At 70.7% G+C, this 14,912-nt stretch carries 18 protein-coding genes; 10 read left to right on the top strand and 8 right to left on the bottom strand.

The annotated features are described in order from the left end of the window. Positions 1–2 precede the first annotated feature (2 nt). The 6 genes from BJ958_RS07345 to BJ958_RS07320 form a co-directional block, all read right to left on the bottom strand. On the bottom strand, positions 3–770 hold the full coding sequence (locus BJ958_RS07345) for an ABC transporter permease (protein ID WP_343052598.1): 768 nt from the start codon (positions 768–770) through the stop codon (positions 3–5). After that, positions 767–1,705, bottom strand: a complete 939-nt coding sequence (locus BJ958_RS07340) for an ATP-binding cassette domain-containing protein (protein ID WP_273517619.1) — start codon at positions 1,703–1,705, stop codon at positions 767–769. The genes BJ958_RS07345 and BJ958_RS07340 overlap by 4 nt, the downstream gene beginning before the upstream one ends. Positions 1,706–1,728: 23 nt before the next feature. After that, complete coding sequence (locus BJ958_RS07335; RefSeq protein WP_179726242.1) at positions 1,729–3,420, bottom strand: flavin monoamine oxidase family protein; 1,692 nt, start codon at positions 3,418–3,420, stop codon at positions 1,729–1,731. Next, positions 3,417–4,235, bottom strand: coding sequence for a nitrilase-related carbon-nitrogen hydrolase (locus BJ958_RS07330; RefSeq protein WP_218865635.1), 819 nt, complete (start codon positions 4,233–4,235; stop codon positions 3,417–3,419). The genes BJ958_RS07335 and BJ958_RS07330 overlap by 4 nt, the downstream gene beginning before the upstream one ends. A 103-nt stretch (positions 4,236–4,338) precedes the next feature. Then, a complete protein-coding gene (locus BJ958_RS07325; RefSeq protein WP_179726241.1) occupies positions 4,339–4,806 on the bottom strand; it encodes an Lrp/AsnC family transcriptional regulator in 468 nt (155 codons plus the stop codon). Positions 4,807–4,810: 4 nt separating this feature from the next. Then, positions 4,811–6,292 carry an amino acid permease gene (locus tag BJ958_RS07320; protein WP_179726240.1) on the bottom strand — a complete coding sequence of 494 codons (1,482 nt, stop codon included), beginning with the start codon at positions 6,290–6,292 and terminating at the stop codon, positions 4,811–4,813. A gap of 134 nt (positions 6,293–6,426) precedes the next feature. On the opposite strand from BJ958_RS07320, the gene BJ958_RS07315 reads away from it, so the two are divergent. The 10 genes from BJ958_RS07315 (at position 6,427) to BJ958_RS07270 (ending at position 13,829) form a co-directional block, all read left to right on the top strand. Further along, positions 6,427–6,792, top strand: coding sequence for a hypothetical protein (locus BJ958_RS07315; RefSeq protein ID WP_179726239.1), 366 nt, complete (start codon positions 6,427–6,429; stop codon positions 6,790–6,792). Beyond that, entirely contained in the window at positions 6,785–7,204 is a 420-nt protein-coding gene (locus BJ958_RS07310; protein WP_179726238.1) for a hypothetical protein, read from the top strand. Before BJ958_RS07315 ends, BJ958_RS07310 begins: the two co-directional genes overlap by 8 nt. 164 nt (positions 7,205–7,368) lie before the next feature. Further along, a complete protein-coding gene (locus tag BJ958_RS07305) occupies positions 7,369–8,034 on the top strand; it encodes a helix-turn-helix domain-containing protein (RefSeq protein ID WP_179726237.1) in 666 nt (221 codons plus the stop codon). Next, a complete protein-coding gene (gene sufB / locus BJ958_RS07300) occupies positions 8,031–9,449 on the top strand; it encodes a Fe-S cluster assembly protein SufB (protein ID WP_179726236.1) in 1,419 nt (472 codons plus the stop codon). Before BJ958_RS07305 ends, sufB begins: the two co-directional genes overlap by 4 nt. Further along, positions 9,449–10,612, top strand: coding sequence for a Fe-S cluster assembly protein SufD (gene sufD / locus BJ958_RS07295; RefSeq protein WP_179726235.1), 1,164 nt, complete (start codon positions 9,449–9,451; stop codon positions 10,610–10,612). Before sufB ends, sufD begins: the two co-directional genes overlap by 1 nt. Further along, a complete protein-coding gene (locus BJ958_RS07290; RefSeq protein WP_179726234.1) occupies positions 10,609–10,944 on the top strand; it encodes a Rieske 2Fe-2S domain-containing protein in 336 nt (111 codons plus the stop codon). Before sufD ends, BJ958_RS07290 begins: the two co-directional genes overlap by 4 nt. Beyond that, positions 10,941–11,708, top strand: coding sequence for a Fe-S cluster assembly ATPase SufC (gene sufC / locus BJ958_RS07285; protein WP_179726233.1), 768 nt, complete (start codon positions 10,941–10,943; stop codon positions 11,706–11,708). Before BJ958_RS07290 ends, sufC begins: the two co-directional genes overlap by 4 nt. Positions 11,709–11,710: 2 nt before the next feature. Beyond that, positions 11,711–12,982 carry a cysteine desulfurase gene (locus tag BJ958_RS07280; RefSeq protein WP_179726232.1) on the top strand — a complete coding sequence of 424 codons (1,272 nt, stop codon included), beginning with the start codon at positions 11,711–11,713 and terminating at the stop codon, positions 12,980–12,982. Positions 12,983–12,984: 2 nt separating this feature from the next. Then, a complete protein-coding gene (gene sufU / locus BJ958_RS07275; RefSeq protein WP_179726231.1) occupies positions 12,985–13,449 on the top strand; it encodes a Fe-S cluster assembly sulfur transfer protein SufU in 465 nt (154 codons plus the stop codon). Further along, positions 13,449–13,829, top strand: a complete 381-nt coding sequence (locus tag BJ958_RS07270) for a metal-sulfur cluster assembly factor (protein ID WP_179726230.1) — start codon at positions 13,449–13,451, stop codon at positions 13,827–13,829. Before sufU ends, BJ958_RS07270 begins: the two co-directional genes overlap by 1 nt. Positions 13,830–13,846: 17 nt before the next feature. On the opposite strand, the gene BJ958_RS07265 is transcribed toward BJ958_RS07270, so the two are convergent. Both BJ958_RS07265 and BJ958_RS07260 read right to left on the bottom strand, forming a co-directional pair. Further along, entirely contained in the window at positions 13,847–14,335 is a 489-nt protein-coding gene (locus BJ958_RS07265; protein ID WP_179726229.1) for a hypothetical protein, read from the bottom strand. Positions 14,336–14,387: 52 nt separating this feature from the next. Continuing rightward, positions 14,388–14,909 carry an SRPBCC family protein gene (locus BJ958_RS07260; protein ID WP_218865634.1) on the bottom strand — a complete coding sequence of 174 codons (522 nt, stop codon included), beginning with the start codon at positions 14,907–14,909 and terminating at the stop codon, positions 14,388–14,390. Between the last annotated feature and the right edge of the window lie 3 nt (positions 14,910–14,912).

The raw sequence follows: 14,912 nt of genomic DNA, 5'->3' as shown, positions 1-14,912 counted from the left end.
GGTCACTCCCACTTGAAGGTTCGGGCGGTCAGGGCGGAGCCGAGGACGGTCCAGGCGGCCAGTACCACGAGGTCGCGGACGGCGACCGCGCCGTCGCACGCGGAGCGGACCGCCTCGCCGAGCGCGCCCGAGGGCAGCCAGCGCACGACGTCGCCGAGCCCGCCGTACAGCGACGCGGGCAGGATGACGGCGCCGCCGGCGAGCAGCAGCAGGTAGACCAGGTTCGCGGCGGCGAGGGTGGCCTCGGCGCGCAGCGAGCCCGCGAGGAGCATGCCGAGCGAGGCGAACGCGGCGGTCCCGAAGAGCGCTGCGACCACGAGGAGGAGCACGCCGCCGACCCCCGACGGACCGGACCAGCCCAGGGCCAGGCCGACGCCGCCGATCACGACGAACTGGAAGACCTCGACGAGCAGCAGGGCGAGCACCTTGCCGCCGAGCAGCGTGGCGCGGGACAGGGGAGCGGTGCCGAGGCGCTTGAGGACGCCGTAGCGACGCTCGAAGCCGGTGGCGATCGCCAGCGACGTGAACGCGGTCGACATCACCGCGAGCGCCAGCACGCCGGGCGTGAGCACGTCGATCGGGCGCCCGTCGAGGTCGAAGCCGACCCGCTCGACACCGCGGACCGAGCCGACCAGCACGATCACCGGGATCACGACGGCCAGCAGCAGCTGCTCGCCGTTGCGCAGCATCAGCCGTGCCTCCATGCCGGCCTGCGTGACGAGCTGGCGGACGACGGGCGCGGCGCCGGGGGCCGGCGCGAACGTGTTCACAGCGACTCCCGGCCGGTCAGCTCGAGGAAGACGTCCTCGAGGTTGCGCTGCCCCAGCGACAGCGACTCGGGCAGCACGTCGTGGGCCGCGCACCACGCGGCCACGGTGGCGAGGGTGGTGCTGTCGGCGGGGCCGGACAGCTGCAGGCTGAGCGGGTCGAGCACGGTCAGCTCGGTGCCGTCGCCCAACGACCGGACCAGCTCCTCGGGAGCGCCCGGGGGGAACGGCTGGGTGACGACGATCCGGATCGTGGCGACGGTGCCGCCGCGGGTCAGCTCGAGCGGCGTACCGCTGGCGACGAGGCGGCCGCGGTCCAAGATGTGCACCCGGTCGGCGAGCCGCTCGGCCTCCTCGAGGTAGTGCGTGGTCAGCACGACGGTCACACCGTCGGCGCGCAGCTCCTCGAGCAGCTCCCACACCGCGCGGCGGATCTGCGGGTCCATGCCGGCGGTGGGCTCGTCGACGAACACCAGCTCCGGGCGTCCGATCAGCGCGAGGGCGAGGCCCAGGCGCTGCTGCTGGCCGCCGGAGAGCCGTCGGTACGGCGTGCGCCCGCACTCGTGCAGCGCGAGCCGCTCCATGAGCAGACCGACGTCCTGCGGCTGGGCGTGCAGCCGGGCGAAGTGCCGCAGCATCTCCTCGGCGCGGGCGCCGCTCCAGGCACCGCCGGACTGCAGCATCACGCCGATCCGCGGCAGCAGCTCGGAGCGCTGGCGCACCGGGTCCAGGCCGAGCACCCGTACGGTGCCGCCCTGGGCGCGACGGTAGCCCTCGCAGGTCTCGAGGGTGGTGGTCTTGCCGGCCCCGTTGGGGCCGAGGACGGCGGTGATGGTGCCGCGCTCGACGGTGAGCGACAGGCCGTCGACGGCGACCGTGTCGCCGTACCTCATCACCAGTCCGTCGACCTCGACAGCAAGGTCAGCAGCGTGAGGCACGGCGACAGTCTAGGAACGCCCGTTCAGAGTCCGTCGGGCAGGGCCAGCGGGGCGAGATCGGCGAACACGTCGCCCGGTCCCGGGTTGGCCGGAGCGCTCGCGCCGCCGAAGTGACGCACGACACCCCACACCGCGTTCAGCGCGGTCGTGACGGCACCCTCGGCCCACCCGGCGGTCCACGAGATGTCGTCACCGGCGAGGAAGATGCCGCGCCGGTGGGCGGGCAGGTCGTCCTGCACGAAGTGCGAGAACAGCCGCCGCTGGTAGCGGTAGTGGCCGGGCAGGTTGGCCTTGAACGCGCCCATGAAGTTGGGGTCGGACTCCCACGAGACGGTGATCGGGTCGCCCACGATGTGCGAGGCGATGTCGACGCCCGGGTAGATCTTGCGCAGCGAGTGCAGCTGCAGCCGGACCCGCTCCTCGACCGGCAGCGCCAGCCACTTCAGGGCGTCGTCGTTCCAGGTGTAGGACAGGCAGATCGAGGCGGCGCCGTCGTCCTCGAGCAGGTACGTCGCCCGGTTCAGCCGGTCGGTGAGCGTCATGCTCATCACGTCGCGCCCGGTCTGCGGGTCGACGTCCTTCCAGAACGGCCGGTCGACGCGCACGAAGGTCTTCGACGACTGCATGTAGTGGGTGCGCTCCATCGCCATCCACAGGTCGGGGGAGAAGAGCGACTCGTCGACGTCGATCCGCGCGGACAGCAGCCAGACCTGGCAGGTGACCACGACGGCGTCGTACGAGCGGGTGCTGCCCCAGCGGTCGGTGACCTCGAACCGCTCGTCGTCGGCCGGGTCGCGCGCGATCCGGGCGACCCCGGGCAGCGGGGAGCCGCCGTGCAGGCTCTCCAGCGTGGTGCCGGCGGGCCAGTACGCGCAGTCGGGCGCGTCCTGCCACAGCCCGACGGGCAGCTGCTGCGCGCCGCCGTGGATCATCTGGTGGTCCTCGTCGGCGTTGGTGAAGATCACCCGCAGGATCTCCAGCATCGAGTTCGGGAAGTCGGTGTCCCAGCCGCCGGTGCCGAAGCCGACCTGCCCGAACACCTCGCGGTGGCGGAAGCTGCGCGAGCCGAACGCCTTGCTGTTGGCGAGGAAGCCGGAGAACGTCTCCTCGTCGAGGGTGAGCACGAGCTCGTTCCACAGCTCCTTGAGGCGCGGTACGTCGCGTTCCGCGATCGCCCGCTGCATGTCGGCGAAGCCGACCTCGCCGAGCGCCTCGTGCCAGGCGTCGGCGACGTCCTTGAGGAAGGCCGGCAGGTCGTCGTACCCGCGGGCGTAGAACGACTCGCCACCCAGCTCGACCACGGTGCTCGGGGTCGCCTCGGACAGCGGGTTCGGGAACGGCGAGGTCCGCAGCCCGAGCCGGTCGATGTAGTGGAACAGCGCTCGCGAGGAGAGCGGGAAGCGCATCCCGCCGAGCTCGGCGATCGGGCCGTGCGCGCCGCCGAACGGCTGGGAGCGCAGCCGGCCGCCGATCTGGTCGGCCTCGTAGACGACCGGCTTGAGACCCAGGCGCATCAGCTCGTAGGCGGTGACCATGCCCGAGAGGCCGCCGCCGATGATCGCGACCTCGCGGCCGTGGTGCTCGGTGGGCACCGAGCCGAGGCCGTCGGGGTGGGCCAGGTGCTCGTCGTACCCGAACGGGAAGTCGGGGCCGAGCATCGTCACCGGGGCGGGGACGGTGTGGGCGGGGTCCGGCGTCGTCTGTCCGGTCGTCATCGGGTCAGGCCTCCGTAGACCTCGGGCCGGCGGTCGGCCAGGTGGGTGTTGGCGCGGCGCGCGTCGTCGAGCGCAGCGGAGGTGAGGGTGCCGACCACGAGTCCGGGCCGGTCGTCGGCGCGAGCCAGGTCGGCCCCGTCGGGACCGACCACGCAGCTCAGGCCGGTGTAGGTCAGGTCGTGCTCGGAACCGGCGCGGTTCGCGTAGGCGACCGCCATCTGGTTCTCGAAGGCGCGGGCCGGCACGATCAGGGTGCTCACGGCGTCGTACGGCGCCATCAGGGCGGTGGGGCAGGCCAGCAGGTCGGCGCCGGCGAGGGCGACCATCCGCACCTGCTCGGGGAACTCGACGTCGTAGCAGACCAGCAGCCCGACCCGGAAGCCGTCGACCTCGCCGACCGCGGGCGTCCCGTCGCCGGGCACGTAGGCACCGGCCTCGTCGGGACCGTAGAGGTGCGCCTTGCGGTGCCGGGCCAGCACGGTGCCGTCACGGTCGACCAGCTCGGCGGCGATGTGGACCTGCTCGCCGTCGCGCTCGGGCCAGCTCCACGCGATCGCCAGGCCGTGCTCGGCGGCGACGCCCGCGACGGCCCGGGCCATCGGGCCGCCGGCGGGCTCGGCCAGGTCGGCAGCCCGCGGTGCGATGTCGTAGCCGGTCAGGGTCAGCTCGGGGCACACGAGCAGCCGGGCGCCCCGCCCGGCCGCCTCGGCGGCGGCCGCGTCGAGCGCGGCGAGGGCCGCCGGTACGTCGAGCAGCGGCCCGTCGGGCTGCCAGGCGGCGACGACCAGCTCGTCGGCACGTGGAGTGTGGTTCACGGGCACCAACCTAGGGCGGCGACGGGACAAGATCGAGCGGTCTGGATTGCCGGAGTGCGGCGATCCCTTGCGTCGGATCCGGCCCGTACGGATGTTTGTTGCGTCAGGAACCGATGTCGGTCGGGAGGCTGCCCTGCTCGCGCCGCACGAGCGGCGAGAGCACCAGCTCGCTCTTGGTGCGCACCATGAACGGCTCGCTCGCGATCCGCTCCACGACCTGCTCGAAGTGGCGGATGTCGGAGGCGAGGATGTGCAAGATGGCGTCGGCCTCGCCGGTGACGGTGGACGCCGAGACGACCTCGGGGTGCTTGTCGACCGCCTTGAGGATCTCGCCGGGCGTCGTCGAGCCGCGGCAGTAGATCTCGACGTACCCCTCGGTCGACCAGCCGACGACCGACGGGTCGACCCGCACCGTGAAGCCGGCGATGGCGCCGGACGACACGAGCCGGTCGACCCGTCGCTTGACCGCGGGAGCGGACAGCCCGACGCGGTCGCCGATCTGCGCGAAGGTGGCGCGGCCGTCCTCGAGGAGGACGCCGATGATCAGGCGGTCGAGCTGGTCGAGCTGCATGCGCTCATTGTGGCGGAAGCACGGCGTGCGGGGCGGGCGCGTTGAGGCGCGAGTGCCGGCGTCCGTACCCGGCGTAGAGCGCCAGGCCGAGCACCATCCAGCCGACGAAGACGACCCAGGTCGAGGCTCCGAGGCTGAGCATGGCGTAGCAGCACAGCAGTGCTCCGGCGATCGGCACGACGGGCGCGAACGGCACCCGGAACGCCCGGGGCAGCTCGGGCCGCGTGCGGCGCAGGACCAGCACGGCGACGTTGACCAGCGCGAACGCGAACAGGGTGCCGATCGAGGTGGCGTTGGCGAGCTCGCCCAGCGGGATCGACGCGGCCAGCAGGCTGACGAAGAGGCCGACGACCAGCGTGTTGGTGCGCGGCACGCCGGTGCGCTGGTCGACTCGTGCGAACACCGGCGGGACCAGCCCGTCGCGTGCCATGGCGAACAGGATGCGGATCTGGCCGTAGAGGACCGTGAGCACCACGCTCGCGATCGCGACCACCGCGCCGAGGGACAGCAGCCCGACCACCAGCGAGCCGCCGCCCGCCTGGTCGACGATCCGGGCCAGGGCGGCCTCGGTCCCCTCGAACCGTCGCCACGGCATCGCGCCGACCGCGGCCAGGGCGACGAGGCAGTAGAGGAGCGTGACGATGCCGAGGGACAGCATGATCGCGCGGGGGAGGTCCCGCTGGGGGTCGCGCGCCTCCTCGCCCGCGGTCGATGCGGCGTCGAAGCCGATGTAGGAGAAGAACAAGGTGGCCGCGCCCGAGCTCATGCCCGCGAGGCCGAGCGGGAAGAGCGGCGTCAGGTTGCCGGCGCGGAACGCGGTGAACGCGATGGCGCAGAACAGCAGCAGCGCCAGGATCTTGATGACGACCATCGCCGTGTTGACCCGCGCGCTCTCGGTGACCCCGCGCAGCAGCACCAGGGTCGCGATCACGACGACGACCAGGGCCGGCACGTTGAAGTAGCCGCCGGCACCCGGGGGCTGGCTCCAGGCGTCGGGGATGGTCACGCCGATCGTGGCGTGGAGGAGCTCGTTGACGTACTGGCCCCAGCCGACCGCGACCGCGGCCACCGAGACGCCGTACTCGAGGATCAGGCACCAGCCGCAGACCCATGCGGCGAGCTCGCCCAGGGTGGCGTAGGAGTAGGAGTACGACGATCCCGCGGCCGGGATCATCCCGGCCAGCTCGGCGTAGGAGAGCGCCGAGAGCAGGGCGATGACACCCGCGAGCACGAAGGACACGACGACCGCCGGCCCCGCGACGGGGACGGCCTCGCCGAGCACGACGAAGATGCCCGTCCCGAGGGTGGCGCCGATGCTGATCGTGGTCAGGTGGCCGACGCCGAGGGTGCGGCGCAGCTGGCCGCCGGCGCCGGTGCCGGCGTCGGCGACGAGGCGTTCGACGGGCTTGCGGCGCAGGAGCTGGGTCCGCAGGGGAACCGACGGCGCCGTGGGCGCGGATGTGGCCGAGGTCGGGGTGGAAGTCACGACGGGAAACGGTACGGAGGGTGATCGCCGTCACGTAAGCACCGTCGATTGCGCTGCGGCACAAGAATCTTGCGCGAGCGTGCTCTCAGGCCTTGCTTTGTTCCACGACGACCGACCGGCCTACGCTGACCGCCGTGAATCCCTGGCTGTACGGCGCCGCGCTGGCCCTCGCCGGCGCCCTCGCCGTCCTCCTCGTGGTCGACCTGGTCCGCGACCGGGCCGCGCAGGACTCCCACTTCATCGGTCTGGCCCTCGTCGAGGTGGTGATGCTCGTGCAGCTGGTCGGGGGAGTCGTGGCGCTGGCCCGAACCGATCGCGAGGTCGAGGGGGCGGTGTTCGTCAGCTACCTGGTCACCAACCTCCTGGTGCCCGTCGTCGCCGCCTTCTTCGCGCTCGCCGAGCGCTCGCGGGTCGGTACGACGATCCTCCTGCTCGGTGTCGCGACCGTCGCCGGCCTCGAGGCCCGGCTGTGGGACGTGTGGGGTGGTCCGGGTGCCTGACCGGTCCGCCCAGCCCAGCCACCCGCTCTCGCAGGGCTGGGGCCGTGCCCTGGTCTTCGTCTACGGGCTGTTCGCCGTCGCCGCCACCGGCCGCTCCGCCGTCCAGCTCGGCCTGGAGCCGGGCAAGGCGCCCCTCGCGTACTCCCTCTCGCTCGTGGCGGCCGTCCTCTACCTGGTGGCCACGACGTGCCTCCTGCTCGGCGGCAGCACCGGCTGGCGGGTCGCCGGCATCGCGGTCACCGTCGAGCTGCTCGGCGTGCTCTCGGTCGGCACGCTCAGCTACGTCGCCACCGACCTGTTCCCCGACAAGACGGTGTGGTCGCACTTCGGCCAGGGCTACGGCTTCCTGCCGCTCGTGCTGCCGTTCGCCGGACTCGCCTGGTTGCGGCACACCAGCCCCGCCCGGGCGTAGTGGCGCTCGGAATGTCGCCGTTTGGTCCCAAACCGCAACATTTCGGCCCGATTCGTTGCGGTTTGGGACCAAACCGCATCACTTTGCGCCTGCTGGCCCCCGGGTAAGGCGACCCTTGCTTGAAGCCCCGGAAGCAATAACGGCACACTGGTGTTGTGGAATTCGTGACCGAGACTGACCAGCCGACGCGCCAGCGCGTCGCACGGTCGATCCTGGTCAACGGACCGTCCACCGCAGCGGCGCTCGCCGAGCGCCTGCAGCTGACGCCCGCGGCGGTGCGCCGTCACCTCGACCAGCTGCTCGCCGAGGGTGCGGTCGACGCGCGCGACCCCCGTCCGGTGGGCTCGCGCGGCCGGGGTCGCCCGGCGAAGGTGTTCGCGCTCACCGAGCGTGGCCGCGACGCCTTCGACCAGCAGTACGACGACCTGGCCACCGAGGCGATGCGGTTCCTGGCCGAGACGGGTGGCGACGACGCCGTCCGTGCCTTCGCCGAGCGGCGCGCCTCGTTCATCGAGCGGCGCTTCCCGCAGGTCGCCGCCGAGAACCCGGGCGCCTCGCCCGCGCAGGTCCTGGCGCTGGTGTTCTCCGACGAGGGGTACGCCGCCGCCGTACGTCAGCTGCCCGTCGTGGGGGAGCAGCTGTGCCAGCAGCACTGCCCGGTCTCCCACGTCGCCCACGAGTTCCCCCAGCTGTGCGAGGCCGAGACGGAGGCCATCGGCCGCGTCCTCGGCACCCACGTCCAGCGCCTGGCCACCATCGCCCACGGTGACGGGGTGTGCACGACGTGCATCCCTGACGCAGGCAACAACAAGAAGGAGCAGGTCTCATGACCTCGATCGAAGAGCTGAACCCCGAGCTCAAGGGGATCGGTCGCTACGACTTCGGCTGGTCCGACAAGAACGACGTCGGCGCCAACGCGAAGCGCGGCCTCAACGAGGACGTCGTCCGGGACATCTCCTCGAAGAAGAGCGAGCCGGGCTGGATGCTCGACCTGCGCCTGAAGGGCCTCAAGCTCTTCGACCGCAAGCCGATGCCGACCTGGGGCTCCGACCTCAGCGCGATCGACTTCGACAACATCAAGTACTTCGTGCGGTCCACCGAGAAGCAGGCCCAGAGCTGGGAGGACCTGCCCGAGGACATCAAGAACACCTACGACAAGCTCGGCATCCCCGAGGCGGAGAAGCAGCGTCTCGTCGCCGGCGTCGCCGCGCAGTACGAGTCGGAGGTCGTCTACCACCAGATCCGCGAGGACCTGGAGGAGCAGGGCGTCATCTTCCTCGACACCGACACCGCGCTGAGGGAGCACGAGGAGCTCTTCAAGGAGTACTTCGGCACCGTCATCCCGGTCGGTGACAACAAGTTCTCCGCGCTCAACACCTCGGTGTGGTCGGGCGGCTCGTTCATCTACGTCCCGAAGGGTGTCCACGTCGACATCCCGCTGCAGGCCTACTTCCGGATCAACACCGAGAACATGGGCCAGTTCGAGCGGACGCTGATCATCGTCGACGAGGACGCCTACGTGCACTACGTCGAGGGCTGCACCGCGCCGATCTACTCCTCCGACTCCCTGCACTCCGCGGTCGTCGAGATCATCGTCAAGAAGGGCGGCCGCTGCCGCTACACGACCATCCAGAACTGGTCGAACAACGTCTACAACCTCGTCACCAAGCGGGCGGTGTGCGAGGCCGGCGCGACGATGGAGTGGGTCGACGGCAACATCGGCTCCAAGGTGACCATGAAGTACCCGGCCGTCTACCTGATGGGCGAGCACGCCAAGGGCGAGACCCTGTCCATCGCCTTCGCGGGCGAGGGCCAGCACCAGGACGCCGGCGCCAAGATGGTGCACGCCGCGCCGCACACCTCGTCGTCGATCCTCAGCAAGTCGGTCGCCCGCGGTGGCGGTCGCACGTCCTACCGCGGCCTCATCCAGGTCAACGAGGGCGCCTACGGCTCGAAGTCCAACGTGCTGTGCGACGCGCTGCTCGTCGACCAGATCAGCCGCTCCGACACCTACCCGTACGTCGACATCCGCGAGGACGACGTGTCGATGGGCCACGAGGCGAGCGTCTCGAAGGTCTCCGACGACCAGCTGTTCTACCTCATGTCGCGGGGCATGGAGCAGGACGAGGCGATGGCGATGATCGTGCGCGGCTTCGTCGAGCCGATCGCCAAGGAGCTCCCGATGGAGTACGCCCTCGAGCTGAACCGACTGATTGAACTCCAGATGGAAGGTGCCGTCGGCTGATGACCGCCGAAGTTCTTGAAGGTGCTCTCGAGAAGGTCGAGAGCCACCTCCACCCCGAAGGATCCTTCGACGTCGACGCCCACGAGGTGCCGACGGGTCGCGAGGAGATCTGGCGGTTCACGCCCCTCAAGCGGCTGCGCGGCATCCACGCGGACGCGCCGCTCGCCGGGACGTCGTACACGCCGTCGTTCGACGCGCCCGAGGGCGTGAAGATCGACAGCGTCGAGGGCGACGCGCTCAAGGGTGTCTCCGGCCTGGTCCCGTGGGACCGCATCTCGGCCCGGGCGCTCGCCGAGTCCAAGAGCAGCCTGGCGGTGACCATCCCGGCCGATGCCGTGCTGGAGCGCCCGGTCTTCGTGACCATCAAGGGCACCGGCACCGACGAGGCCACCGCGGCGCACGCGGTGATCCGCGCCGAGAGGTTCAGCAAGGCCACCGTCGTGCTGCGCTTCGAGGGCTCGATGACGCTGGCCGACAACGTCGAGATCGTCGTCGAGGACGGTGCCCAGCTCACCGTCGTCTCGATCGACGACTGGGCCGACGATGCCGTCCACGTCGGCCACCGCCACGCCCGGGTGGGGCGCGACGCGCAGTTCAAGCACGTCGACATCACCTTCGGCGGTGACGTGGTCCGCCACGACACCACCGCCGACTACTCCGGTCCGGGTGGCGCGGTCGAGATGCTCGGCCTGTACTTCGCCGACGCCGGCCAGCACATCGAGCACCGGCTCTTCGTCGACCACACCGCCCCCAAGACCAAGTCGCACGTGGTCTACAAGGGCGCGCTGCAGGGCGAGAAGGCGCACACCGTGTGGATCGGCAACGTGCTGATCCGCAAGGTCGCCGAGGGCATCGAGACCTACGAGGAGAACCGCAACCTCGTCCTCACCGACGGCTGCCAGGCCGACTCGGTCCCCAACCTGGAGATCGAGACCGGCGAGATCGAGGGTGCCGGCCACGCGTCGGCGACCGCCCGGTTCGACGACGAGCAGCTGTTCTACCTGCGCTCGCGCGGCATCTCCGAGAAGGAGGCGCAGCGCCTGGTCGTGCACGGCTTCTTCAACGACCTGATCCGCCAGGTCGGCGTCCCGGAGCTCGAGGAGAGCCTCGCCGCGACCGTCGAGGCCGAGCTCGCCAAGAACGTCCTCGAGGGCGAGCTGTGAGCTTCGAGCGCGTGGCGTCGCTGGCCGACGTACCGACCGACGAGGCCCTCGCGGTCACCGTCGACCGGTACGACGTCGCGATCGCCCGCGACGGCGACGAGGTCTTCGCCCTGCAGGACCTGTGCTCGCACGCTGCGGTGCAGCTCAGCGAGGGCGAGGTCGCCGACTGCACCGTCGAGTGCTGGCTGCACGGGTCGACCTTCGACCTGCGCACCGGCAAGCCCACCAGCCTCCCGGCGACCGAACCGGTCGCCACCTTCCCTGTCGAAGTGCGTGACGGCGAGATCTACGTCGACGTCACCACGACCCTGAATGGAGTCACCCCCGCATGAGCACCCTCGAGATCAAGAACCTGCAGGTGTCGGTCGACACCGAGGACGGCGCCAAGGAGATCCTCAAGGGCGTCACGCTGACCATCAAGGACGGCGAGACCCACGCGATCATGGGCCCCAACGGCTCGGGCAAGTCGACCACGGCGTACTCCATCGCGGGTCACCCCAAGTACACGATCACCGGCGGCGAGGTCCTCCTCGACGGCGAGAACGTGCTCGAGATGAGCGTCGACGAGCGCGCCCGTGCCGGCCTGTTCCTCGCGATGCAGTACCCCGTCGAGGTGCCCGGCGTCTCGATGTCGAACTTCCTGCGCACCGCCAAGACCGCGCTCGACGGCGAGGCGCCCAAGCTGCGCACCTGGGTCAAGGACGTCAACGGCGCCCTCGACCGGATGAAGCTCGACACCGCCTTCTCCAGCCGCTCGGTCAACGAGGGCTTCTCCGGTGGTGAGAAGAAGCGCGCCGAGATCGCCCAGCTCGACCTGCTGGACCCGAAGTTCGCGATCCTCGACGAGATCGACTCCGGTCTCGACATCGACGCGCTCAAGGTCGTCTCCGACGGCATCAACGACTACGCCGCCCGCGAGGGCAAGGGCCTGCTGCTGATCACGCACTACACGCGGATCCTGCGCTACGTGAAGCCCGACGTCGTCCACGTGTTCGTCGACGGCCGGATCGCCGAGTCGGGCGGCCCGGAGCTCGCTGACGAGCTCGAGGCCAGCGGCTACGAGAAGTACGTCGGCACCCAGGCAGCCGGGGTCTGACCATGACCCTGGAGGGGCTCCTCCCGGAGCTGGCGGTCATCCGCAAGGACTTCCCGATCCTCGAGCGCACGCTCGCGGGCGGGCTGCCGCTGGTCTACCTCGACAGCGCCAACACCTCGCAGAAGCCGCAGGTGGTCATCGACACGATGGTCGACCACCTGGAGCGACACAACGCCAACATCGCCCGCGCCATGCACCAGTTGGGCGCGGAGTCGACCGAGGCGTTCGAGGCGGCGCGAGACAAGGTGGCGGCGTTCATCGGCGCGCCCGACCGTGACGAGGTGATCTTCACCAAGAACGCCTCCGAGGCGCTCAACCTGGTCGCCAACACCCTGGCCTGGGCGGGACCGCTGCAGGTCGGTGCGGGTGACGAGGTGGTCATCACCGAGATGGAGCACCACTCCAACATCGTGCCGTGGCAGCTGCTCACCCAGCGCACCGGTGCGACGCTGCGCTGGTTCGGCCTCACCGACGACGGACAGCTCGACCTGTCCGGCGTCGACCAGCTGATCAACGAGCACACCAAGGTCGTCTCGCTGACCTGGGTGTCCAACATGCTCGGCACGATCAACCCGATCGCCGAGATCACCCGCCGGGCGCACGCCGTCGGCGCGATCGTCGTCGTCGACGCGTCGCAGGCGGCGCCGCAGCTGCCGATCGACCTGGCCTCGATGCCGGTCGAGGAGCGCCCCGACCTGGTCGCCTTCACCGGTCACAAGGTCGTCGGCCCCACCGGCATCGGCGTGCTCTGGGGCTCGCGGGCGGTGCTCGACGCGCTGCCGCCGTTCCTCGGCGGCGGCGAGATGATCGAGACCGTGCGGATGGAGGGCTCGACGTACGCCGGGATCCCGCACAAGTTCGAGGCCGGCACGCCGCCGATCGTCGAGGCGATCGGTCTCGGCGCAGCGGTGGACTACCTCGGGCACATCGGGCTCGACGCGATCCACGCCCACGAGAAGGCGATCACCGGCTACGCCCTCGAGGGCCTGCAGTCGGTGAAGGGCCTGAGCGTGCTCGGCCCGCTCGACGCGGCCCTGCGCGGTGGTGCGATCTCCTTCGAGCTCGACGGCGTGCACCCGCACGACATCGCGCAGGTGCTCGACAGCCGCGGTGTCGCCGTGCGCGCCGGCCACCACTGCGCGAAGCCGGCCCACGCCCGCTTCGGCGTGCAGGCCTCGACGCGGATGTCGTCGTACCTCTACACCGAGCCGCGTGAGATCGACGCCCTCGTCGAGGCGCTGGAATACACGCGTTCCTACTTCAAGTTGGACTGAGGATGACGGCACAGGATCTGGATGCCCTCTACCAGGAGATCATCCTCGACCACTACAAGAACCCCCACGGCAAGGGGCTGCGCGAGCATGCCGACCACACCGCGGAGGTCCACCACGTCAACCCGACCTGTGGTGACGAGGTGACCCTGCGGGTCCACGTCGCGGACGGTGTCGTCGACGACGTGTCGTACGACGCCCTCGGCTGCTCGATCTCGCAGGCCTCGGCATCGGTGCTCCACGACCTCGTGGTCGGCAAGAGCGTCGACGAGGCGATGGCGATCCACCAGGAGTTCCTCACCCTGATGCAGGGCAAGGGCACGGTGGAGCCCGACGAGGACGTGCTCGAGGACGGGATCGCCTTCGCCGGCGTGGCGAAGTTCCCGGCCCGCGTGAAGTGTGCGCTGCTGTCGTGGATGGCGTGGAAGGACGCGACGGCCCAGGTCGTCGCCGGAGACGGAGACAAGTGATGAGCGAGTCCATCGACAACAGCGACCTGCCCGAGGTCCCCGAGGCCGGCGGGAGCACGAACGCCTCCTCCAACGTGGCGTTGGCCGACATCGAGGAGGCGATGCGCGACGTCGTCGACCCCGAGCTCGGCATCAACGTCGTCGACCTCGGCCTGGTCTACGGCATCCACGTCGACGAGGGCACCAACGTCGTCCTCGACATGACGCTGACCTCGGCGGCCTGCCCGCTGACCGACGTGATCACCGACCAGACCAACTCCGCGCTGGAGGGTCTGGTCAACGACGTCGCCATCAACTGGGTCTGGATGCCGCCGTGGGGTCCCGACAAGATCACCCCCGACGGCCGCGAGCAGCTCCGCGCGCTCGGCTTCAACGTCTGAGGCCCGCTCGGCTCACGTCAGGAGCAGCGGCCCTTGCCGTAGCGCCACACGAAGGCGGCGACGACATTGCCCTCGGGCCCGTGTCCCGAGAGCGTGACGCGGTAGGTGCCGGGGTGTCCGGGGCGGCGCAGGCGGTAGGCGTGCTCGCCCAGCTGCACGGCCCGCTTCGTCGTCCGGCAGGCCGGTGCGGTCGACCGGGTGCTCACGTAGCGCACCCGCCAGCGCCAGCCTGCCCGGTCGAAGTCCAGGCGCAGTGCGCCGTCGTGCCGGACGAGCGGCACCCGCCGCTCGGTTCGCGGAGCGCACTCCGCCGAGCCGATCTCTCCCGCACCGGAGACCTCGTTGGGCCACATCCAGCAGTACTGCAGGACCGGAGCCTCGACGGTGTGCCCGGGGAAGCCGACCCTCACGTCGGGAACCGGCCCGACGCCGTCCGCCTGGGCCGGCGCAGCCGCCAGGACGCCGGCCAGCGCGAGGGCGAGCGTGCCTCGTCGGAGCGGGAGCATGCTCCGACGCTAGGGTCCCGGCGCCGTGGCCCGTGGACGATCGGGCAGGAATTTACGAAGACCTCGCGGTCGCGAAGCGCTGGTCGGTGTAGCGGCGCAGGTTCCGCAGGAACCACCGGAACGACAGGTTCGAGACCAGCCCGCTGACCGGCATGAAGTGCTTTCCGGGGCCGGTGACGTCGAGCGCCAGGGTCCAGGTGAGCCGGCACCCGTGCGCGGTCGGCTCGACGTCGTACCTCTCGGCGAAGGCGCGGATCGACCTCTCCGAGGCCTCGTTGAAACGAAATCCCATCCGCCGGCCGGGCTCCCAGAGCAGGAACTCCTCGGCACCCTCGAGGCCCCCGAGCATCGACACCACCCGGGTGCTGCCGACTCCGGGCGGCAGGGGCGAGGTCCACTCGACGTGCCGGATCACCTTGGCCCAGCGCGGCCATGCGTCGGCGTCGGCGAAGACCTCGAACAGCTGGTCCGGCGTGATCGCCAGGTCGACGCTGTTGGCGTAGCGGTGGGGCGCGGTGTCGACGTAGTCGATCCCGACCCGTTCGCACGGGTGCATGGTGGGCGGCTGCGACATGGG

Origin of the sequence: Nocardioides kongjuensis, from assembly GCF_013409625.1 — a bacterium.
Classification (GTDB): domain Bacteria; phylum Actinomycetota; class Actinomycetes; order Propionibacteriales; family Nocardioidaceae; genus Nocardioides; species Nocardioides kongjuensis.
This window is presented reverse-complemented; position numbering and strand designations above follow the sequence as displayed.